A 20,086-nucleotide genomic window follows, 5' to 3' on the forward strand; every position below is an offset into this window, starting at 1 on the left:
GCCGCGTGAGCGCATCACCACGCGAGCCGCCATGCGCCGATCCGGTGCGCATCGGGCGCCTCGTCACGGTTTGCCCGGCTGACGCTGCCGCCGTTGCCGGGCGGTTCGAGATCGTCGAAATCGGCGAGCACCGCGTCGCGCAGCCGCGCGAATTCCGGCGAGTCGCGCCGGCGCGGCCGCGGCAACGCGACGTCGAGGATGCGCTCGATGCGCCCCGGACGCGGCGCCATCGTGACGACGCGATCGCCGAGATACACGGCTTCGTCGACGTCGTGCGTGACCAGCACCATCGTGATGCGTTCCTGTTCCCAGATGCGCAGCAGTTCGTTCTGCATCCGCGCGCGCGTCTGTGCATCGAGTGCGCCGAACGGTTCGTCGAGCAGCAGCACGCGCGGGCGATTCACGAGGCCGCGCGCGATCGCGACGCGTTGCGCCATGCCGCCCGACAGCTGGTTCGGGTACGCATGCTCGAAGCCGTTCAGCCCGACGAGCGCGATGTGCTCGGCTACCGCGCGCCGTTTGGCCGGTGCGTCGAGCGGCGCATTGCGCAGTGCGGCCTCGATGTTCTGCGCAACCGTCAGCCACGGGAACAGCCGGTGATCCTGGAACACGATCCCGCGCTGCAGCGAAGTGTCGCGCACCGTTTCTTCGCCGGCGCGGATTTCGCCCGCGTAGTCGGTATCGAGCCCGGCGATCAGGCGCAGCAAAGTCGACTTGCCGCAGCCGCTCGCGCCGACGATCGTGACGAACTCGCCGGCACGCACGTGCAGCGACACGTCGTCGAGCACGGCGAGCGATGCGCCGCGTTGCGCATAGCGTTTGCTCACGTGGAGGATATCGAGCGAATCGGAAGCGAGAGTCGTCATGGCGGAAAGGGAAGCAACGGGAAGGAAGAGGGCGATCAGCGGCGCAGCTCGCCGCGCCGTGCCAGCACCTTGCGCTCGATCGCACGCGCAACCGCGTTCAGCGCCCAGCCGGTCACGCCGACGACGATGATCCCGAACAGCACGAGATCCATCCGGAACTGCTCGCTGCCGTCGATCAGCGTGTTGCCGATCCCGGCGCCCGCGACGAGCAGGTACTCGGCGCCGAGCGTCGCGAGCCACGAGTAGATGAGGCCGAGATACAGCCCGGTGAAGATCGACGGCAGCGCGGCGGGCAGGATCACGTGGCGCACGAGCTGAAGCCGCGAATAACGCAGCGCGCGGGCCACGTCGACGTAGGTGCGCGGTACCGCATGAATGCCGTCGCACGTATGCGCGGCGACCGGCAGCAGCGCGGCGAGCGACAGGAACACGACCTTGGCGACGTCGCCGAGGCCGAACCAGACGGAGATCAGCGGAATCCACGCAAACAGCGAGATCTGCTTGAACGTGTCGAAGCTCGGGCCGACCATGCGCGCGGCGACGCGCGACAGTCCGAGCACGGTGCCGAGCAGCAGGCCGCCGGTCGCGCCGATCGCGAAGCCGCACGCTTCGCGCGCGAGCGATGCCGACAATGCACGTGCCAGCGCGCCGCTGGTCGTCTGGGTCCACGCTGTGTGCAGCACGTCGGCCGGGCCGACCAGCAGCCCGCTTTTGACGAGGTGCGCGGACGACACGGCCCACCAGAGCGCGAGCGTGGCGAGCGGCAGGACGAAACCGCGCCAATCGGGCACGGGAAAGCGACGGGCGATCCTGACGGCGGGCGGTGGGGCGTCCGATGCGGACGTGGCGTCAAGCGGCATGGGAGGAGAATCCTTGAATCGGGTTCAACCGCGGAATGCGGACGGCACGCCGCGGCGCAGCCGTGCTTCGAGCGCGTCGAGCAGCCGGTTGATCGCGAGGCCGACCGCGCCGACCACGATCACCGCCGCCATCACGAGATCGAGCTGGAACAGCTGGCGCCCGTACACGATCAGGTAGCCGAGCCCTTCCGACGACGCGACGAGTTCGACGACGACGAGCGCGAGCCACGATTTCGTGAATGCGAGCCGCACGCCGGTCGCGAGCGTCGGAATCGCGGCCGGCAGCACGACGTGGACGATGCGCTGGCGGCGCGTATAGCCGAACACGCGCGCGGCTTCATCGAGCGCGGGCGGCGCCTGGCGGAACCCCTGCAGCGTGCTCATCGTCACGGGGACGAGCGCCGCATGCGCGATCAGCAGGTACTTCAGCGGCTCGCCGACGCCGACGAGCAGCAGCAGGAACGGCAGCCAGCCGAGCACGGGAATCTGCACGAGCGCATTGAAGCCGGGCAGCACGTAGGCTTCGAGCGTGCGCGACAGGCCGAGCGCCGCGCCGGTCGCGAAACCGAGCAGCGTGCCGGCCGCGAAGCCGACCAGCACGCGCTGCAGGCTGATCAGCGTGTGGCGCGCGAGATCGCCGCTGGCCGCGAGCTCGGCGAGCGAGTCGGCGACGTGTGCGGGCGGCGGCAGGATCTGCGGTGCGATCCAGCCGCGCGCGCTGCCGACGGTCCACAACACGAACAGCAGCGCGGGCAGCGCCCACGGCGCGAGCAGCCACGCCACGCGCTTCGCGGTCGCCGCGCGGGACGGCGCGGCGCGCGCGTGCGGGTCGGACGACGGAATCGGGATCGCGGTGTCGCTCATCGGGGCGGGTCCGGGTCAGGAGAGGGGCTTGCCGGCCGCGTCGTAGCGCGGCCAGTAGTGCTCGAGGTGCTGCGCGCGCAACGCGTTGTCGAGGTACTTCGGCTCGAACCAGCCGTCGACGTCGACCGGCTGGCGGATCAGTTTCAGCTTCAGCGCGTCCTGGGCGACGGCCTTGTAGCGCGCGACGAGGAACGGATCGATCAGCGGCGACAGGCGGTCCTTCAGGCGCTGGTTCGCGTAGTCGGCCTGCCACGACGCATACGGCACGCCGCTTTTTTCCCACAGCCTGAACAGCGCATCGCGGTTCGCTTCGTCGGACGACCATTGCGCACCCTTGACCAGCGCGTTGACGACGCGTTGCACGATGTCCGGATGCGCGTGCTCGAAGTCGTCAAGCACGAGCAGGTGGGTCTGCCGCGTGTATTGCGGGCCGTCGTTCTGCGATTCGTAGATGATTTTCGCGAGGCCCGCGTCGCGCAGTTTGTACAACTGATAGTCGCCCACCGACGCGTCGATGCCCTTCGACGCGAGCGCGGCGAGCGAACTCGCGGAGTCGAGGTTGATCACGCGCAGGTCGCGTTCGCCGAGGCCGTTCTTCGCGAGCGCGTTGTCGGCGACGAGCTGCAGGTTCGTGCCGCGGAAGATCGACACGCGGCGGTCCTTCAGGTCGGTGATCGAGCGGATACCGGAGTCGGGCGGCACCGCGATCTTGACGCCCGAGCGCACGCTCGCGGCGAGCAGCAGGCGCGTCCTGATGCCGTTCGAGCGCGCGAGCACGGCCGGCAGGTCGCCCTGGTAGGCGAAGTCGAGCGCCTTGTTGGCGATCGCCTCGTTGACGGCCGGGCCCGCGCCCTTGAAGAACAGCCACTGCACCTTGATGCCGTCGGCCGCGAATTCCTTTTCGACGAGTTGCTGCAACTGCGCGGTGGCCGCGCTCGACCCGCCGAAGGTCGGCGGATCGCCGGTGCCCTGCTGGGCGACGCCGATGCGGATCGTGGCGGGCTTGTCGGCGTGCGCGGCGGCAGCGGGCAACGCAACGAGGGACGCGATCAGCAGCGATCGCAGCAGGCGCAGTGGAGACGGGAATCGGTCGATCATGGTGCGTCGGATGGTGAGGAGTCGAAATCGGGCCGGAGGGTGTCGAACCATTCTGGAGGACGCCTCGGGCGCGGGACAAGCAACGATTTGAACTATGCTTATCGCCGCGTTTCGGGTTGGCAAATCACGCGTGTCGCCGATTGGAAATGGCGAGACGGGCGAGCGCGGCGTGCGGATCGAGCGTCGGTGACAGCGGCGCTAATCCGGATCGGGCGATGCGATCGGGTGCGCAAAATTTTCCGGATCATGTCGGCGCGCACGAAAAAGATGCCGGGAAACGCACGCGCGAGTCCGTTTCAGGTTCGAACAGGAAAATCACGCGGCATATCGGAAAACTGAATAAAAATCATCGAATTACAACGGCGTCGGCAACGATGCATCCCGGTATTAACATTCTTACTGCACGCCGCGCCGGGCTTGTTGCATCATGCCGAAAAGCGGCAAATGGCATGCGCGAATTTCATCGCTGAAGTGCACCGCCCATAAATACACTCTGACGCTAAATAGTTTGAAATCGCCAAAAAAATTGTCTATACCCTAGACGAATCGGTGTGAATTGCATTGTGCCAATGCAGCTATACAACCAGCGCGCATGTCGCGGCGGATTCCATTGCCGACCACCGCGCGTTGCAGCGATCGAATGGATTCCGGGGGATGCGCATGGCCCGACGACAGGGCTGCCGCATGAGTCGTGAATGGGCGAAAATGCCGTGCGTGCCACCGAAGCAGCGCCGCTTCTTTTCACTCAACGGTCGATCACCGACCCCGTCACACGGAGGTTGTCATGCTGCAATACGTCAAGACCTTGCTGCGCGATGAACGCGGCGTCAGCTCGCTCGAGTACGCGGTTCTGGCCGGCATCGTCGTGGTCGCACTGGCGGCGGTCGGGGTGATCCTCAGCAGTACATCCGGCGGCTTGCCGGCCGTGTTCACCGCGCTGATCAACAAGGTCACTGCGCTGATCTGATCTCCTGAACCCGCGCGCCGCCGACGAACACACGGATCCGCAGCGGTACGACGTATCCAGCCGGGGCGCGCCGACGGACGGCTCTCCGATGCTCTTTCTCGTACAGTCGGCGGCGACGCTCGTGCTGGTGTCGCTCGCGACGCAGGATGCGCGCGCGCGGCACCTCTCCAATCGCGCGGTGCTGGCGTTCGCGATGCTGTATTTCGTTGCGGCGGCACTCGCGCGCGAAGGGCTCGCGCACCTCGCCGGTCACGTGGCGACCGCCGTGGCGATGCTGCTGCTGTTCGCCGGCCTGCGTCACGCGGGCTGGATCGCCGGCGGCGACGTGAAGCTCGCGGCGGCGGTATTCCTGTGGGCCGGCCCGGCGCTCGCGTTCCCGGTGTTGACGATCGTCGGTGCGAGCGGCGCCGCGTGCGGCGTCGCCGCGCTCGCGGCCGTCGCATGGCAGCGTCGCGCCGCGCCGGCGCGTACGATCGCGACGCGCGGCGTGCCGTACGGGATCGCGCTCGCGCTCGGCGGGGCGCTGGCCGTCTGGGCGCCGTTCCCTCACGCGGTTTCGCTTGCCTAGACCGGGGACGCACGCCGCCATGCCCAAACCCCTGAGAATGACCGTGCTGATCATCGCTGCCGCGATCGGCGCGTTCATCCTGCGCCAACTGTATGTCGCCGCGTCGACGCCGCCGGTGCCCGGCGAAGCGGCCGAGGTGCGCGTGCGCGTCGCGGCGGCGGACCTGCCCGAAGGGCTGCTGCTGCGCGACAACGATCTCGCGTGGAAGCGCATGCCGCGCACGCAGGTGCCGGCCGGTGCGTTCGTCGAGTCGCAACCGGGCGCGGACCTGAAAGGCGCGCTGCTGCGCAATCGCGTCGACGCCGGCGCGCCGATCCGTGCGGACAACGTGATTCCGGGCGCCGCGCCGGATTTTCTCGCGGCCGCGCTGCAGCCCGGCATGCGCGCGATCTCGGTGCCGGTCGACGACGTGTCGGGCAACGCGGGGCTGATCCAGCCGGGCGACTTCGTCGACGTGGTGCTCACGCAGGAGATCGGCGGTTCCGCGACGTCGCCCGGCACGTTCGAAGCGGAGACGGTCGTGCGGCGCGCGCGCGTGCTCGCGGTCGGCTCGGAATTCCAGCGTGCGAAGACGCCTGCGAGTGCGCCGGACGTGCCGGCCCGCGCGCGCACGGTCACGCTCGAGGTCGCGCCGCGCACCGCGCAGGTCGTGCTGGTCGCGACGCGCCTCGGCTCGCTGTCGCTGTCGCTGCGCAGCTTCGCGACGAGCGATCGCCGGCAGGCGGCGGGCGGCGACGAAGCGGAGCCCGATACGCCGCCGGTGTGGGCCGGCGACGTGTCGCGCGCGGCGCGCCGTGCGCAGCCGGCGCAGCCCGCGAGAACGGACGCCGACACGCGGCCGGCGCCGCAGGGCAATACGGTCGTGATCTATCGCGGCTCGTCGGTCGACGACGGGTCGCGCGGCACCGGCACCGGCACGCCGGGCTTGCCGCCGCTGCCGTCCGGTTGGATGGGCACGCTGGTTGCGCCGGCGGCGCCCGCGGCACCCCCGGGCGGCAATGTCGCCGCGGATGCGACGGCGCAGGTGCCACGGATCGCGGCGCCGCAGTGAGCAGTGACGATTCGGGCCGGCCGCCCGGCGGCCGGCATTTGACGGGAACACGCATGGTGCGCATGGTTCGTTGGATGGCTTTCTGGTGCCTGGCCTGCATCGTCGCGCCGGGCGTCGCACTCGCGCAGCGCGCGAGCGCGACGGACGCCGGCGCGGCGTTGTCGATCGCGACCGGCAAGGGCGAGATGCTGTCGCTGGCCGAACCCGCGACCGCGATGTTCGTCGCGGACCCGAGCATCGCGGACATCCAGGTGCCGTCGCCGCGCACCGTGTTCGTGTTCGGCAAGAAGGCCGGCACCACCACGCTGATCGCGCTCGGCGCGAACCATCGGCCGATCCTGCGCCGCACGGTGATCGTGCAGGTCGACACCGCGTCGCTGCAGGCGGTGCTCGACAGCCGCTTTCCGCAATTGAAGCTGTCGGTGTCCGGCGCGCCGGGCTCGCTGATGGTGTCGGGCAAGGTGCCGAGCGCGGCCGACGCGGACGCCGTGATGCAGTCGCTCGCGCCTTACGTCAACGACAAGGAAAAGATCGTCAACCGGCTCACGCTGTCGCGCCCGATCCAGGTGAACCTGCGCGTGCGCGTGACCGAGGTGAGCCGCAACGTCACGCAGCAGCTCGGCATCAACTGGAGCTCGCTCGGCTCGGCCGGCAACTTCTTCGGCGGATTGCTCAGCGGCCGCACGCTGTTCGATCCGACGACCAAGGTGTTCAACCTGTCGCCGACCGGTGCGTATTCGGTGCTCGGCGGCTTCCGCGCGGGGCGCTGGTCGATCGACGTCGTGCTCGACGCGCTCGATCAGGAAGGCCTGATCACGATGCTCGCGGAGCCGAACCTCACCGCGATGTCCGGGCAGACCGCGAGCTTTCTCGCGGGCGGCGAAATTCCGATTCCGGTCGCGCAGGCCGGCAACACCGGCGCGATCACGGTCGAGTTCAAGCCGTTCGGCGTGTCGCTCGACTTCACGCCGACCGTGCTCGCCGACAACCGGATCAGCCTGAAGGTGCGCCCGGAGGTGAGCGAGGTCGATTCGAACAACAGCGTGACGACCGGCAGCGTCAGGGTGCCGGGACTCTCGGTGCGGCGCGTCGAGACGACGGTCGAGCTGTCGAGCGGGCAGAGCTTCGCGATCGGCGGGTTGCTGCAGAGCCAGACGGCGGATACCGTGGCGCAGGTGCCGGGGCTCGGCCGGCTGCCGATCATCGGCCGGCTGTTTTCGTCGAAGAACTTCCAGGACAACAAGACCGAGGTCGTCGTGATCGTGACGCCGTACATCGTGCAGCCGACCGGCCCCGGCCAGCTCGAGCAGGCGCTCGACACCGTCGCGCGGCCGAGCAGCGATCTCGAGTTCGCGATCCAGCGCAATCTCGGGCTCGACCTGCTGACGGGCGATACGCCGCGCCTCGTCGGCGCCGCGGGCTTCGTGTACTGACCGGAGGAGCGCGCATGCGAGTTCGAACCATCGTCGCCGCCTTGCCGCCACTGGTGCTTGCGGGCTGCTTCTCGGCGCCGCCGCCGCTCAACCTGCCCGATGCACGCGCGATCGGCTTCGACGGCGTGCACGCGGTGCCGCCCGACTGCGCGAAGCTGATGCAGCCGTCGCATCTCGTCGATGCGGGGTTCGGGCGGCCCGGCGTGCCGTTCGGCTGCGCGACCTACACGAATCTCGCGACGATGCTCGCGCGGCCGGAAGACCTGGTCGCGCCCGTGCCGTACGGCGGCGCCGATGCGCAAGTCGCCGCCGACGCGGTGCGCCGCTACGTCGAGGATCGCGTGAAGCAGCCGGCTCCGGACAAGACGCTGACGACGACCGGCTCGCCCGGCCACTGACCCGCTCCCGATGCCCATCGCGATGCCGCCCATGAACGTCCTCGATCGCCAGAATGCCAAGCGCGCCGCCGCAGCCGGTGCGGCGGATCTCATCGCGGTCGTGTCCGATGCCGGCAGCGAAGACGTGATTCGCCGCGTCGCCCAGGACTTGTCGATCACGCGCGCCCACGTGCAGCCGGGCAACTGTGACGACGCGATCCGGCTGCTGCAGCAGCACGAGCGCTCGCCGCGCCAGCTGATCGTCGACGTGTCGGATTCGGTGCTGCCGGTGTCCGACCTGATGCGGCTCGCCGACGTGTGCGATCCGTCCGTGAGGGTGGTCGCGATCGGCACGCAGAACGACGTCGGGCTGTTCCGCAACCTGCTCGGCATCGGTGTGCAGGACTACATCGTGAAGCCGCTGACCGTCGAGTTGATGCGGCGCGCGTTGACCGCGACGGAATCGGTCGTGCAGGTGCGCACCGGCAAGATCGTCAGCTTCGTCGGCGCGCGCGGCGGCGTCGGCACGACGACGGTCGCGGTGAGTCTCGCGCGCTGCCTGGCGGGCGAGAAGCGCCGCCGCGTGGCATACGTCGACCTGAACCTGCACGGCGGCGGCGCGAACTCGATGCTCGGGCTGTCGAGCAACAACGGGCTGATCGAACTGCTGAACATGGAACAGCGTCCCGACGACGCGTTGTTCGACCGCATGTTCGTCACGAAGGGTGACCGCCTGCACGTGCTCTCGGCCGAACTGGCGTATGGCGACGACGCGCCGCTGCGCGACGAGGCGATCGCGTCGCTCGTCGAGATGCTGAAGGACCGCTTCCATTACGTGCTGTTCGACGTGGGCAACCGCGCCGGCAAACTGTTCGAGGATGCGCTGACGGTGTCCGATCTCGTCTATATCGTCGCCGACCGCTCGGTGCATGCCGCGTACGAAGCCGCCCGGCTTGCGCGCTTCGTGCGGGAGCTGCCCGGCGAGCGGCTGCTGTCGATGATGCTGAACAACCCGCTCGAGCCGGTCAAGGGGCGCGTCGCGCAGGCCGACTTCGAGGACGCATTCGGCGGCGTGCGGCTGCGCGAGCTGCCGCACGAGCCGCAGACGCTCGCGGTCGCCGAGAACCTCGGCGAGCCGATCGAAGGCACGAAACGCCGCGGCTTCCTGGACGAGATCCGGCTGCTCGCGAACGGCATCACCGGCGAATCGATGGCCGTCGCGCAGCCGTGGTACGCGCGCTTCGTGAAATGGAGGAAAGGATCGTGACGTTCGGTACCCGCAAACGGCCGACGCCTGCGCCCGGGCCGGCGGCTTCTCCCGCCGCGCCGCCCGAAGGCGCACCGGTGCCGGGCCCGGCAGCGAGCCAGGCGCCCGCATCCGCGCGCGGGCTTGCGGTGGCCGATACCCACGAGGCGCTGATTCGTTCCGGCAAGTTCGACGCGATTCGCACCGCGGTGTTCTCGTCGATGAACATGTCGGCGGCGCTGATGAAGACGCGCGACGAAGTGCGCGCGGGCATCGAGCAGGTGGCCGCGCACACGGTCGAGCGCGAGCGCCTGAAGATCACGGCGGGCGAGCAGGTGCTGATCGTCGACGCGATCCTGAACGACATGTTCGGCGTCGGGCCGATCGAGCCGCTGCTCGCCGACGACACCGTCTCCGACATCCTCGTGAACGGCCCCGACCAGGTGTACGTCGAGCGCGCGGGCCGGCTCGAACTCACGCCGCTGAAGTTTCGCGACAACGCGCACGTGACGAGCGTCGCGCAGCGGATCGCGGCGGCGGTCGGGCGCCGCGTCGACGAGAGCAGCCCGATGGTCGACGCGCGTCTTGCCGACGGCAGCCGCGTGAACGTGGTCCTGCCGCCGATCGCGATGCGCGGCGCGTCGATCTCGATCCGCAAGTTCGCGAAGCGCGACATCACGCTCGCGCGGATGGCGCATCAGGGCAACATCTCGCACGGGATGCTGCAGGTGCTGAAGATCGCGTGCGCGTGCCGGCTGAACATCGTGATCTCCGGCGGCACCGGTTCGGGCAAGACGACGCTGCTCAACGCGCTGTCGCAACACATCGAGGAGCACGAACGGATCGTGACGATCGAGGATGCGGCCGAGCTGCAACTGCTGCAGCCGCACGTCGTCAGTCTCGAGACGCGGCCGGAGAATACGGAAGGGCTCGGCGGGATCTCGCAGCGCGACCTCGTGCGCAACGCGCTGCGGATGCGGCCCGACCGCATCATCCTCGGCGAAATCCGCGGCGCGGAAGCGTTCGACGTGCTGCAGGCGATGAATACCGGGCACGACGGCTCGATGACGACGATCCATGCGAACTCGCCGCGCGACGCGATCAGCCGGCTCGAAAGCATGGTGATGATGGCGAACGCGAACCTGCAGCTGCTGTCGATCCGCCGCCAGATCGCGAGCGCCGTGCACCTGTTCGTGCAGGTCGAGCGGATGCGCGACGGCGTGCGCCGCGTGACCCGGATCACCGAGATCGTCGGAATGGAAGGCGAGGTGGTGATCACGCAGGACCTGTTTGCGTTCCGCCAGGAAGGCGACACGACGCGGGATGTGGTGAAAGGCGTGTTCGAGGCGTCGTCGCTGCGGCCGGCGTTCGCGCCGCGCGCCGCGTACTACGGCGTCGAGGACGCGCTCACCGAGGTCTTCCGGCAATGAGCACCGCGGACCTGCTCGCGCTCGGCGCGTTCGTCGTGATCCTCGCGGCGGGCCTCGCGCTGTCCGCGTGGCTGGACCGTGCGCGCCACACGCCGGAGCAGCGCATTCGCGAGCGGATGCGGCACCTTGCGCCGTCGCTGGCGGGTCGGGAAGCCGGTGCGGCCGCGGCACCCGGCATCGCGCTGTTCAACCTGCCGCGGCGGCAAAGCCGCGCGCGCGCGTGGCTGCAGCGCTACGTGACGCGCGTGCGGGCGGTTGGCGGCGAACGCGGGATGCGGATCGTCGTCGCCGGCACGATCGCCGGCGCGATTGCCGCGATCGTGGTGGTGCAACTCGTCGCGTTGCCGCACGCACTCCATCCGCTGATCTACGTCGGGCTGCCGCTGGTGGCGATGCGCGCCAGCTATCGCGCGCTGGTCGAGCGGTTCCGGCTGAGGTTTCTCGAAGCGTTCCCGGACGCGATCGACCTGATCGTGCGGGCGGTGCGCGCGGGCATTCCGGTCACGCAGGCGATCAGCACGGTGGGCGACAGCGCGGCGGAGCCGGTGCGCTCGACCTTTCGCTCGATGGGCGACAGCCTGCGCGTCGGCGCGGATCTGAAGGACGTGCTGACGCACGCGGCAGACCGGCTGATGATCGCGGATTTCTCGTTCTTCACCGTCTACCTGCTGCTGCAGCGCGAGACCGGCGGCAGCCTCGGCGAGACGCTCGACGAGCTGTCGAGCATCATCCGCACGCGCCGCGACATCCGCCTGAAGACACGCGCGTTGACCGCCGAGGGGCGGATCACGACGAAGATCATTTCGGCGGTGCCGTTCGTGATGATCGGCGCGCTGTTCCTCGTGAACCGCGCGTACGTGATGCTGCTGTTCGACACGCATGCCGGACGCGTGATGCTGACGATCGCCGCGGTGCTGCTGACGATCGGACTGCTGACGATTCACAAGATCTCGAAACTGGATACCGCGCGATGACGATGTCGATGCTGGCCGCCCGCGGCCTCGAATTGTTGCTGCTGCTCGCGTGCGTCGCGGCGGCGCTCGCGACGCCCGGCGGCGGCACGCGCCGGCGGATCGCGGAGCGCGTGCAGCTGGCGGCCGGGCAGCGTCCGCTGTCGCTGGTGGCGGGGCGGCTGCAGCCGGGCGAGGTACGTCAGGACCTGACGCGGCGGCTCGCGCAACTCGGCGAGCGGTTGCCCGTGCTCGACCCGATGCAGCGTGTGAAGCTCGGGCTGCAGCTGACGCGCGCGGGCTTTCGCGAGCGGCGTGCGGTGTCGTCGATGATCGGCATCAAGCTGAGCTGCGGCGTGCTGCTCGCGGGCGTCGCGATCGTGTTCAGCCCGTACATTCCGCGCTTCGGCGAATACGTCGTGATCCGGGCGCTGGCGATGGTCGCCGCGTTCGTGATCGGCGTGATCGTGCCGGAATACGTGCTCGGCGCAATGATCCGGCGGCGCCGGCGGATCATCGCCGCGTGCTTTCCGGACGCCCTCGACCTGCTGGTGATCTGCACGATGGCCGGCAACAGCCTCGTATCGGGCGTGCGGCGCGTCGCGCGCGAACTCGAGCGCATCTGCCCGCCGCTCGCCGACGAGCTGACGGTATGCGCGGACGAGCTGACGCTGAGCGGCAACGTATCCGAAGCGCTCACGCATTTCGCGACGCGCGTCGACTTTGCGTCGGCGCGCTCGCTTGCCACGACGCTTACGCAATCGCAGCGCTTCGGCACGCCGATCACGCAGGCGTTGCGGACGCTGTCGCGCAGCGAGCGCACCGAGCAGATCGTCGCGCTCGAGGAGCAGGCCGCGAAGCTCGCGCCGAAGATCACGCTGCCGATGATGCTGTTCATCCTGCCGACGGTCGGCCTGATCGCGGCGGGCCCAGCGGCGATTCGCCTGCTCGAGGTGTTCAAATGACACGATCCGTGATCCGTGCGTTCGCATTCGCGGCGGTGTTGCCGGTGCTGGCCGGCGGCTGCGCGCCGGGCATCCAGACGAGGTCAGCGCTGTCGCACAAGAGCGACGACCCGCAGGCCGAACTGCGCATTGCCGACAGCGCGCTCGCCGGCGGCAACGTCGATCTCGCGTCGACGCTGTACGAGAAGGTGCTCGCCCGGCATCCCGATTCGCTCCCGGCGCGCCTCGGGTTGGGCGACGTCAGCTACCGCGCGGGCGATCTGGAGCGCGCGCGGATTCTCTACGAGCAGGCACGACAGCAGGCACCCGCGGAACCCGGGCCGCAGGTCGGGCTCGCGCGCGTCGCGTTGCGGCAGCGCCGGCTCGACGAGGCCGCCCAGCGCTACCGCGAGCTGCTGGCCGCGCAGCCGAACCTGCCGCTCGCGGCGGAAGGGCTCGGTACGGTGCTCGACCTGCAGGGCCGCCATGAAGACGCGCAGGCCGTATACCGCGATGCGCTGCGCGTGCATCCGGATGCGCAGGGCTTGCGCGTCGACCTCGGGCTGTCGCTCGTGCTGAGCAACCGGCCGCGCGAAGGCGTGAACGTGCTGCTCGACGTGGCCGGGCTGCCCGATGCGCCGTGGCAGGCGCGCCAGAACCTCGCGTTCGCGTATGGCGTGCTCGGCAACACCGATTCGGCGAAGAAGCTGTTGTCGGCGGATCTGCCCGCATCGGCGGTGGCCGACAATCTGCGCGTCTACGAGGCCGTGCGCGCGCAGCTCGCGGCGCGCCCGGCGCCCGCCGCCGCGCGACCGTCGACGGGGGCCGCGCTCGAGCCGCACGCGCTGCCGTCCGCCGCGGGGGCGGCAAGATGACACGCCAGGCGATGGGTGCCCGCCACGCGCGCGGCGTCGTATCCCTCGAGTTCGTGCTGATGCTGCCGTTCCTGCTGATGGTGCTGATCGGCATCATCGACACGAGCCTGCTGCTGTGCGACAAGGCCGTCATCACGAACGCGAGCCGCGAGGCCGCGCGCGCGGGCGTCGTGCTGCGCGTGCCGATGCTGACCCCGACACAGATCGCCAACGTCGCATCGACCTACACGCAGAACAGCCTCATCACCGGCGGCACCGCGACGACGCCGACCATCACCGTGACGCAGGCGAACGGCACGACGGCCGGCACCGCGCTGACGGTCACGGTGACCTACACGTATTCGGGGCTGGTGCTGGGGTCGGCATTCAGCGCGCTCACCGGCCCGGTGACGATCTCGGCCAGCTCGGTGATGCTCTATGAATGACGCAGCCGGCACGCCATGCATCGGCGCCACGCGCGAGCGCGGCTCCGTCGCGCTGTTCTTCCTGCTGTTCCTGATTCCGCTGCTGTCGTTCGGCGCGCTGGCGATCGACATCGCGTGGGTGGCCACGGTGCGCAACCAGTTGCAGAACGCCGCCGACGCGGCCGCGCTCGCGGCGGCCGACGCGATGATGTCGCCCACGGGCGGCGCGCTGAACTGGTCGCAGGCCGCGCCGGCGGCGAACGGCGTGATCGCGCAGAATGCGGCGGCGGGCGCGCCGCTCGCGACCGGCACGGTGACGACCGGGTACTGGAACGTGACGCGCAACCCCGCATCGATGCAGCCGACGACCATCACGCCCGGCCAATACGACGTGCCGGCGGTTCAGGTGACCGTGTCGCGCGCGCCGGGCGTGAACGGCGGCTCGATTCCGCTGCTGCTCGGCGGGCTGCTCGGCATTCCGGGCGCGTCCGGCAGCGCGACCGCGATCGCGGTGCTCGCCGCGCCGGGCGGGGTGGCGGCGGGCGGGCTCTTTCCGATCGCGATCGACCAGTGCGTGTACAACCAGTACTGGAACACGCTGACCAACCAGCCGCTGATCAATCCGCTGACCAACCAGCCGTACGAATTCTCGATCACGAACGGCCAGACCTACGGCACGCTGTGCATGGGCGGCCAGTGGACGTCGTTCCTGTCGACCGCGACCGACACGACGACGATGGGCGGCCTGATGGTGACCGGCAACCCGACGACGCTCAATATCGGCGACAGCATCTATCTCGCGACCGGCGTGAAGGCGACGCTCTACACGTCGGTGCCGGTCGGCTCGACGGTCGTGCTGCCTGTCGTCACGCAGACGGCGAGCAGCACCTACGTGCCGATCGTCGCGTTCGCGGCGTTCCGTATCGACGTGTCGCTCGGCGGCACGTACAAGTACATCCAGGGGCACTTCGTCGGCGGCGTGAAGCTGACCGGTGTCGCGACGGGCGTCGGGCCGTACTACGGCGTGTACGTGCCGCCGCGGCTCGCGTTGTGAGCATCGTGCCGCGCGCGGCGCAGCAGCACGAGCAGCGCGAACAGCGTCACGGCCGGGCCGATCTGCGGCAGCAGCAGCCACGGGTTCAGGTATTCGGCGACCGGCAGCGCCCACATCAGCGCGATCGCGGCCTGTTCGCCGCGCAGCCAGCCGTCGCGCCAGCCGATCGACAGCATGCAGGCGATCGCGATGGCGAGCCACGCAAGTTCGTAGTGCCACACGTACGGGTTCGCCACGAGCGTCGCGACTGCCAGCACGGCGGCGCGCACGCGGGTATCGCGCGATTGCGTCCATGCGATGCACGCGGCGGCGATCGCGATTGCCGCAATACACGCTTGCGCGGCATAGGCGGCGCCGAGCGGCACGCCCGCAAGCCGGAACGCCGCGAACGGCGTCGGCGACGCGAGCCAGAACACGACACCGTGTTCGAGGACGATCGATCGCGCGAGTCCGGTGCTCGCGACGAACAGGCGCAGCGACTCGATGCCGCAAATCAGGACGCTCAGCGCGACGAACGTGCCGGTGGCGAGCGCGGCCCATGCGATCGTGCGCCATGCGCGCACGGCGACCAGCACGAACGGGAACAGCAGCGCCATCTGCGGCTTGACCGACAGCAGGCCGATGCAGAGGCCCGCCCAGATCGGCCGCCGATCGGCCCAGTGGACGGCCAGCGCCGCGCACGATGCGGTCAGGAACGCGTTTTGTCCGAGCGTCGCTGTGACGAACACGCAAGGCGCGGCGGCCAGCGCGAGCGGGCCGACGCGCGATGCGCCCGGAATCATGCCGAGACGCGAAACGCGCCACGCGACGAGGCCGAGCACGACGACGCCGATCGCGACGAACACCGGGTAACCGAGCGCGAAGGGCAGTAGCGCCAGCGGGGTCACGAGCAGCAGATAGGTGGGCGGGTACAGCCACGGGGCGAAGACGTCGCGGCGAAGATGCGTGAACAGGCCGGTCGTCAGCCGCGAGAAGGCGGAGAAGTCGTACGCCTGCGCCGGCGAGCCGTGCAGCATCACGTACGAGGCCGACCAGAACACCGAGAAGTCGGCACCGGGGCGTGCCCCGATGCTCCCGGCCCCGTGACGAACGACGGTCGTCCAGATCGTGACGAACAGTGCGTCGAGCACGAGCATCAACACGCTGTACACGACGACGCGCCGCAGCGTGAGCCACGCGCGCACGGGCCGCTCCGCCGAGCGCATCGATTCGCGGGGAATGTCCAATTGCGGCGGTCCGGTTCTACTTGAACGACGCCTTGCGGGCGGCGGCGCCGGCGACCGCCGGCATCGCTGCCCTGCGGCGGGCCGCGGGCGCGCGCTTCAGCGGAAACTGCAGCAGCTTCGATGCCGGCTGGGCGGCGGCATCGCGCTCGGCACGGTAGCGCCGCCTCACGAGATAGACGGGGCGCTGCTTGGACTCGTGATAGATCCGCCCGAGGTATTCGCCGATCACGCCGATACCGATCAGCTGGATACCGCCGACGAACAGCACGACGGAAATCAGCGACGGGTAGCCGTGCACCGGATTGCCGTACAGCAGCGTGCGCACCACGATGAAGGCGCCATACGCGAGGGACAGCATCGCGAACGTGAGACCGACGTAGGTCCACACGCGCAGCGGCACGGTGCTGAAGCTCGTGATGCCCTCGAGCGCGAAGTTCCAGCGTCGCCATCCGGAGAACTTCGAGCGGCCGCCGCTGCGCGGCGCACGCGTGTATTCGACGATAGCGGTGCGAAAGCCGACCCACGCGAACAGCCCCTTCATGAACCGCCGCCGCTCCGGCAGCGCGCGCAGCGCTTCGACGACCTCGCGATCCATCAGGCGGAAATCGCCGACGTTTTCCGGCATTTCGACTTCGGACAGCGCGTTGTGCACGCGATAGTAGAGCGCCGCCGCCGCGCGCTGCAGGTATGGGTCGCACATGCGGTCGGTGCGTTTCGCGGCGACGACTTCGGCACCGGCGCGCCAGTGTTCGATCATCGCGGGAATCAGGGCGGGAGGGTCCTGCAGGTCGGCGTCGATCAGGATCACCGCGGCGCCGGCGGCCTCGTCGAGGCCCGCGGTGAGCGCGGCTTCCTTGCCGAAGCGGCGTGTGAGATCCACGACGTGTACGCGCGCGTCGCGGGCGGCGATCGCGAGCAGCCGGTCGAGCGTGCGATCGCGGCTGCCGTCGTTGATGCAGACGATCTCGAAGCGGACCCCGGCGACCGACTCGAGAACGGGCAGCGTTTCGGCAAAGAACGCGTCGATCGTTTCCTCTTCGTCATGAAACGGCACGACGAGCGATATCAGCGGTTTCCTGGCGTGCGTGGACATGCTGCGGTCTCCCGAGAGATCCGGCCTGCGCTGCACCGTATGGTTCCGGTTGTCGTCCGCCGAACAGGCCCGGCCCGGTTCGGCGTGAATGCGGTTCCGGGGTGCGTGTCCACCGCCGCCCGGACGATACGAGTTGCGTTCATTGTACGCAGGAATCGCCGATTCGTAACACGTATCGGCGGTTTCGCACGACGGGCGCGCTTGCCGGGCAACGCACCGGTCGCGGCGTGGCCGGCGCATCGCGCGCGGCAGCGCTAGGATGGCGTTTTCACGGCCGCGGGAGGGCGCGATGCAGGTTCACGATCTGGTCGGTGCGCCGCTCGATTTCTGGGTGGCGATGGCGGAAGCACTCGGCGCGCCGCGCGTCGACGCCGCGGGATGCACGGTCCTGCGCGAACCGGGCGGCACGCCGGTGCCGTACGCGCCGTCGTCGTCGTGGGTAGACGGCGGGCCGCTCGTCGAGCGTTTGCCGTTCGGCGCGTTCGAGCGCGACGGCGGGCACGGTGCGTGGCGCGCGGTGCTGCATCGGGCAGTGCCGGCGGCCGGCGAGCGCTGCACGTTCAACCAGTCGGGCCCGACGCTGCTGGTCGCCGCGATGCGCACGCTGGTTGCGTCGACGTTCGGCGATGACGTGCCGGATCTCGACATGGCGAAGGCGCGTTGAACGCCCGCACAGGCGACGACGTGCAGCCGGTTACGCGGCCGACAGGTTGCGCACCGCGATCGACGCGACGTCGACGCGCTTCGGCAGGATCGCGTCCGCGGCCGCGCGATCGGCGACGCGCTGCAGCACGTCGATGTCCGCGTCGGTGACACCGCGCTGCGCGAGCGCCGCCCGGCGCGCGATGTCGGCGGCCGCCTCGCGCGGCAGGCGCGTGAGCGACGCATAGACGGTCGCGTAATCGGCGGGATGCGCGAGCGCCCACTGGCCGGCTCGGGTGAGCCGCGCGAGCACGTCCGACAGCGCCGCGCGCTTCGCGCGATCGTCGAGCGTGTCGACCGGCGACGTGAGGAACGCGAGCCCGGAATTGATCCCGCTGCCGTCGCGCACGATGCGCGCACCGCGCCGGACCACGTTGCCGTAATACGGATCGAAGGTCGCCCAGATACCGATCTGCCTGGCCTCGAACGCGGCGAACGCGTCGACCGGCAGCACGAAGCGCACGTCGACGTCGCCAGGCGCGAGGCCGTGTTCGCGCAGCGCGCCGTAGAGCTGGTATTGCGAGATGCTGCCGCGCGCCGACGACACGACGACGGTGCGCCCCTTCAGGTCGGCGACGGTGCGCACCGGCGAATCGGGCTGCACGACGATGCCGAGCGATGTCGGCGAGCCGACGCGCGTGGCCACGATCCGCAGCGCCGGATCGCCGAGCGCGGCCGTCAACACCGGCAGGTCGCCGGCCGGCGCGAGGTCGATCGCACCCGCGCGCTGTGCTTCGAACAGCGGCGCGGCGCCCTGGAAATTCGCCCAGCGAAACCGGTACGGCACGCCGTCGAGCACGCGCGCGGCTTCGGCCAGCGCGCGCAGGCCGCCGGCCTGGTCGCCGAGCACCAGCGTCACGTTGGACAGGTCGGGGCCGGCCGCGCGGACGGGCCGTGCGGCGGCGCCGGCAAGCGGTGCGGCGGCCAGGGCGGCCACGCGCAGCAGTGCGCGGCGGCGGGCCGGGGCGGGGGGCGAAGTCATCGGCGGCAGGTCCTCGGTGATCCGCGCGAGAGGCCGCGCGGCTGCCGGGCAGATTACGGAATCGGTTTCGCGCCGGCAAACATCGAATCGCGAAATGCTTATTCGCGCGTCCGTTATCGGCGGGACAGGCGCTAGCCCGCGGCAGGAACGGCGCGCAGGAACGCGCGTACCGCTGGCGCCTTCTCGAAGCGCCGGTGCGCGAGCGCGAGCTCGGACATGATCGGCTTGCCGGCGATCGGCCGGTACACGACGCCCGGCAACGACACGCAGCCGGCGAGCGCGTCCGGGATCACGGCGACCCAGCCGTTTACCGATACGCACGCGAGCACCGCGAGCAAGCCGCCCGGCCGCGCGGCGATCACCGGCGCGAAGCGGCCGCGGCGTGCGACTTCGAGCGTGCCGCGCTCCTGTTCCGGCACGGCGAAGCGCGCGTCGGCGAGATCGGCGGCACGCACGGCGGTCATCGCCGCATAACGCGAATCGGCCGGCACCGCCGCGACGAATACGTCGCGCTGCAGCGTGACGATCCGCAGCCCGCCCGGCAGCGGCAACGGCGGGCGCACGTACGCGAGGTCGAGCCGGCCCGCGTCGAGCTGTTTCGCGACGTCGTCCATCGGTACCTCGCGCAGGTTCAGCTCGATGCGCGGATGCGCGGCGCGGAACGCGCCGACCGTGCGCTGCAGCGTGCCCGAATAGACGGCCGACGACACGTAGCCGATCTCGATCCGGCCGAGTTCGCCGCGCTCGGCGAGCGTCGCGAGTTCGCGGCCGCGCTGCAGATGCTCGACCGCCGCGCGCGCCTCGGCGAGAAACGCAATGCCTGCCGCCGTCAGCGAAACCTCCCGGCGCGAGCGCTGGAACAGCCGCACGCCGAGCAGCCGCTCGGCTTCCTGGATCTGACGCGTGAGCGCGGGCGGCGCCATGTCGAGCGCGTCGGCCGCGCGCGCGAAATGCAGGTGCTGCGCGACGCTCAGGAACGCGCGCACGTGACGGAATTCGAGCGGATTCATGATTGCAATTTTCGTTAATGAAACTGCATCGGTATGTCAATGACGGGTAATACCGAGCAAGCCTAGCATACGGCTCGTTCCTCTTG

The 20,086-nt window shown here is 69.8% G+C and carries 22 protein-coding genes; 14 read left to right on the forward strand and 8 right to left on the reverse strand.

Annotated features, from left to right (window positions below):
* Nucleotides 1–14: 14 nt before the first annotated feature.
* Genes DID98_RS09160 through DID98_RS09175 form a run of 4 tightly spaced genes read right to left on the reverse strand, consistent with a single transcriptional unit; the run spans nt 15 to nt 3,688 of the window.
* Entirely contained in the window at nt 15–866 is an 852-nt protein-coding gene (locus DID98_RS09160; protein WP_124524155.1) for an ABC transporter ATP-binding protein, read from the reverse strand.
* A 35-nt stretch (nt 867–901) separates the two neighbouring features.
* Entirely contained in the window at nt 902–1,726 is an 825-nt protein-coding gene (locus tag DID98_RS09165) for an ABC transporter permease (RefSeq protein WP_124524156.1), read from the reverse strand.
* Nucleotides 1,727–1,750: 24 nt separating this feature from the next.
* A complete protein-coding gene (locus tag DID98_RS09170; protein ID WP_124524157.1) occupies nt 1,751–2,590 on the reverse strand; it encodes an ABC transporter permease in 840 nt (279 codons plus the stop codon).
* Nucleotides 2,591–2,605: 15 nt separating this feature from the next.
* Nucleotides 2,606–3,688, reverse strand: coding sequence for an ABC transporter substrate-binding protein (locus DID98_RS09175; RefSeq protein ID WP_124488394.1), 1,083 nt, complete (start codon nt 3,686–3,688; stop codon nt 2,606–2,608).
* A 215-nt stretch (nt 3,689–3,903) separates the two neighbouring features.
* Between DID98_RS09175 and DID98_RS09180 the strand changes: the two genes are divergently transcribed.
* The 13 genes from DID98_RS09180 to DID98_RS09240 all read left to right on the forward strand — a co-directional run bounded on the left by DID98_RS09180 (nt 3,904) and on the right by DID98_RS09240 (nt 14,987).
* On the forward strand, nt 3,904–4,158 hold the full coding sequence (locus DID98_RS09180; RefSeq protein ID WP_124524158.1) for a hypothetical protein: 255 nt from the start codon (nt 3,904–3,906) through the stop codon (nt 4,156–4,158).
* Between the two features lie 314 nt (nt 4,159–4,472).
* Complete coding sequence (locus DID98_RS09185) at nt 4,473–4,655, forward strand: Flp family type IVb pilin (protein WP_044843866.1); 183 nt, start codon at nt 4,473–4,475, stop codon at nt 4,653–4,655.
* Between the two features lie 88 nt (nt 4,656–4,743).
* Nucleotides 4,744–5,223: a prepilin peptidase gene (locus tag DID98_RS09190; RefSeq protein ID WP_124524159.1), complete on the forward strand. Its 480-nt coding sequence runs from the start codon at nt 4,744–4,746 to the stop codon at nt 5,221–5,223.
* Nucleotides 5,224–5,242: 19 nt separating this feature from the next.
* Nucleotides 5,243–6,274, forward strand: a complete 1,032-nt coding sequence (gene cpaB / locus DID98_RS09195; protein WP_124524160.1) for a Flp pilus assembly protein CpaB — start codon at nt 5,243–5,245, stop codon at nt 6,272–6,274.
* Between the two features lie 53 nt (nt 6,275–6,327).
* Nucleotides 6,328–7,707 carry a type II and III secretion system protein family protein gene (locus DID98_RS09200; protein WP_124524161.1) on the forward strand — a complete coding sequence of 460 codons (1,380 nt, stop codon included), beginning with the start codon at nt 6,328–6,330 and terminating at the stop codon, nt 7,705–7,707.
* Nucleotides 7,708–7,721: 14 nt separating this feature from the next.
* Nucleotides 7,722–8,105: a CpaD family pilus assembly lipoprotein gene (locus tag DID98_RS09205; protein WP_044843870.1), complete on the forward strand. Its 384-nt coding sequence runs from the start codon at nt 7,722–7,724 to the stop codon at nt 8,103–8,105.
* Between the two features lie 22 nt (nt 8,106–8,127).
* Entirely contained in the window at nt 8,128–9,351 is a 1,224-nt protein-coding gene (locus tag DID98_RS09210; RefSeq protein ID WP_124524162.1) for an AAA family ATPase, read from the forward strand.
* Nucleotides 9,348–10,760 carry a CpaF family protein gene (locus tag DID98_RS09215; protein ID WP_124524163.1) on the forward strand — a complete coding sequence of 471 codons (1,413 nt, stop codon included), beginning with the start codon at nt 9,348–9,350 and terminating at the stop codon, nt 10,758–10,760. Before DID98_RS09210 ends, DID98_RS09215 begins: the two co-directional genes overlap by 4 nt.
* A complete protein-coding gene (locus DID98_RS09220; protein WP_124488401.1) occupies nt 10,757–11,734 on the forward strand; it encodes a type II secretion system F family protein in 978 nt (325 codons plus the stop codon). Before DID98_RS09215 ends, DID98_RS09220 begins: the two co-directional genes overlap by 4 nt.
* Nucleotides 11,731–12,675 (forward strand): type II secretion system F family protein, encoded by a 945-nt coding sequence (locus DID98_RS09225; protein WP_044843873.1) that lies wholly within the window; start codon nt 11,731–11,733, stop codon nt 12,673–12,675. Before DID98_RS09220 ends, DID98_RS09225 begins: the two co-directional genes overlap by 4 nt.
* Nucleotides 12,672–13,529, forward strand: a complete 858-nt coding sequence (locus tag DID98_RS09230) for a lipopolysaccharide assembly protein LapB (protein WP_124524164.1) — start codon at nt 12,672–12,674, stop codon at nt 13,527–13,529. Before DID98_RS09225 ends, DID98_RS09230 begins: the two co-directional genes overlap by 4 nt.
* Nucleotides 13,526–13,954 (forward strand): TadE/TadG family type IV pilus assembly protein, encoded by a 429-nt coding sequence (locus tag DID98_RS09235; RefSeq protein ID WP_124524165.1) that lies wholly within the window; start codon nt 13,526–13,528, stop codon nt 13,952–13,954. The genes DID98_RS09230 and DID98_RS09235 overlap by 4 nt, the downstream gene beginning before the upstream one ends.
* Entirely contained in the window at nt 13,947–14,987 is a 1,041-nt protein-coding gene (locus DID98_RS09240; RefSeq protein ID WP_124524166.1) for a TadG family pilus assembly protein, read from the forward strand. The genes DID98_RS09235 and DID98_RS09240 overlap by 8 nt, the downstream gene beginning before the upstream one ends.
* Here DID98_RS09240 and DID98_RS09245 read toward each other — a convergent pair.
* Together DID98_RS09245 and DID98_RS09250 are read right to left on the reverse strand one after the other, a co-directional pair.
* Nucleotides 14,951–16,213 carry a glycosyltransferase family 87 protein gene (locus DID98_RS09245; protein WP_260426307.1) on the reverse strand — a complete coding sequence of 421 codons (1,263 nt, stop codon included), beginning with the start codon at nt 16,211–16,213 and terminating at the stop codon, nt 14,951–14,953. The genes DID98_RS09240 and DID98_RS09245 overlap by 37 nt on opposite strands.
* A gap of 16 nt (nt 16,214–16,229) precedes the next feature.
* Nucleotides 16,230–17,306, reverse strand: coding sequence for a glycosyltransferase family 2 protein (locus tag DID98_RS09250; protein ID WP_124521144.1), 1,077 nt, complete (start codon nt 17,304–17,306; stop codon nt 16,230–16,232).
* 289 nt (nt 17,307–17,595) lie between these two features.
* Here DID98_RS09250 and DID98_RS09255 point away from each other — a divergent pair, with 289 nt between their 5' ends.
* Entirely contained in the window at nt 17,596–17,970 is a 375-nt protein-coding gene (locus DID98_RS09255; RefSeq protein ID WP_044843879.1) for a phage protein NinX family protein, read from the forward strand.
* A 30-nt stretch (nt 17,971–18,000) separates the two neighbouring features.
* Here the strand turns inward: DID98_RS09255 and DID98_RS09260 are convergent, their stop codons facing one another.
* Nucleotides 18,001–18,990, reverse strand: a complete 990-nt coding sequence (locus DID98_RS09260) for an ABC transporter substrate-binding protein (protein WP_124488406.1) — start codon at nt 18,988–18,990, stop codon at nt 18,001–18,003.
* A 131-nt stretch (nt 18,991–19,121) separates the two neighbouring features.
* Nucleotides 19,122–20,000: a LysR family transcriptional regulator gene (locus DID98_RS09265; protein ID WP_124524167.1), complete on the reverse strand. Its 879-nt coding sequence runs from the start codon at nt 19,998–20,000 to the stop codon at nt 19,122–19,124.
* Nucleotides 20,001–20,086 lie beyond the last annotated feature (86 nt).

The organism is Burkholderia sp. Bp8984 (genome assembly GCF_003853755.1).
Lineage (GTDB): Bacteria > Pseudomonadota > Gammaproteobacteria > Burkholderiales > Burkholderiaceae > Burkholderia.

Coding starts and splice junctions, on each gene's coding strand:
- DID98_RS09160 (WP_124524155.1), bottom strand. CDS start 866: ATGACGACTCTCGCTTCCGATTCGCTCGATATCCTCCACGTGAGCAAA.
- DID98_RS09165 (WP_124524156.1), bottom strand. CDS start 1,726: ATGCCGCTTGACGCCACGTCCGCATCGGACGCCCCACCGCCCGCCGTC.
- DID98_RS09170 (WP_124524157.1), bottom strand. CDS start 2,590: ATGAGCGACACCGCGATCCCGATTCCGTCGTCCGACCCGCACGCGCGC.
- DID98_RS09175 (WP_124488394.1), bottom strand. CDS start 3,688: ATGATCGACCGATTCCCGTCTCCACTGCGCCTGCTGCGATCGCTGCTG.
- DID98_RS09180 (WP_124524158.1), top strand. CDS start 3,904: ATGCGATCGGGTGCGCAAAATTTTCCGGATCATGTCGGCGCGCACGAA.
- DID98_RS09185 (WP_044843866.1), top strand. CDS start 4,473: ATGCTGCAATACGTCAAGACCTTGCTGCGCGATGAACGCGGCGTCAGC.
- DID98_RS09190 (WP_124524159.1), top strand. CDS start 4,744: ATGCTCTTTCTCGTACAGTCGGCGGCGACGCTCGTGCTGGTGTCGCTC.
- cpaB (WP_124524160.1), top strand. CDS start 5,243: ATGCCCAAACCCCTGAGAATGACCGTGCTGATCATCGCTGCCGCGATC.
- DID98_RS09200 (WP_124524161.1), top strand. CDS start 6,328: ATGGTGCGCATGGTTCGTTGGATGGCTTTCTGGTGCCTGGCCTGCATC.
- DID98_RS09205 (WP_044843870.1), top strand. CDS start 7,722: ATGCGAGTTCGAACCATCGTCGCCGCCTTGCCGCCACTGGTGCTTGCG.
- DID98_RS09210 (WP_124524162.1), top strand. CDS start 8,128: ATGCCGCCCATGAACGTCCTCGATCGCCAGAATGCCAAGCGCGCCGCC.
- DID98_RS09220 (WP_124488401.1), top strand. CDS start 10,757: ATGAGCACCGCGGACCTGCTCGCGCTCGGCGCGTTCGTCGTGATCCTC.
- DID98_RS09225 (WP_044843873.1), top strand. CDS start 11,731: ATGACGATGTCGATGCTGGCCGCCCGCGGCCTCGAATTGTTGCTGCTG.
- DID98_RS09230 (WP_124524164.1), top strand. CDS start 12,672: ATGACACGATCCGTGATCCGTGCGTTCGCATTCGCGGCGGTGTTGCCG.
- DID98_RS09235 (WP_124524165.1), top strand. CDS start 13,526: ATGACACGCCAGGCGATGGGTGCCCGCCACGCGCGCGGCGTCGTATCC.
- DID98_RS09240 (WP_124524166.1), top strand. CDS start 13,947: ATGAATGACGCAGCCGGCACGCCATGCATCGGCGCCACGCGCGAGCGC.
- DID98_RS09250 (WP_124521144.1), bottom strand. CDS start 17,306: ATGTCCACGCACGCCAGGAAACCGCTGATATCGCTCGTCGTGCCGTTT.
- DID98_RS09255 (WP_044843879.1), top strand. CDS start 17,596: ATGCAGGTTCACGATCTGGTCGGTGCGCCGCTCGATTTCTGGGTGGCG.
- DID98_RS09260 (WP_124488406.1), bottom strand. CDS start 18,990: ATGACTTCGCCCCCCGCCCCGGCCCGCCGCCGCGCACTGCTGCGCGTG.
- DID98_RS09265 (WP_124524167.1), bottom strand. CDS start 20,000: ATGAATCCGCTCGAATTCCGTCACGTGCGCGCGTTCCTGAGCGTCGCG.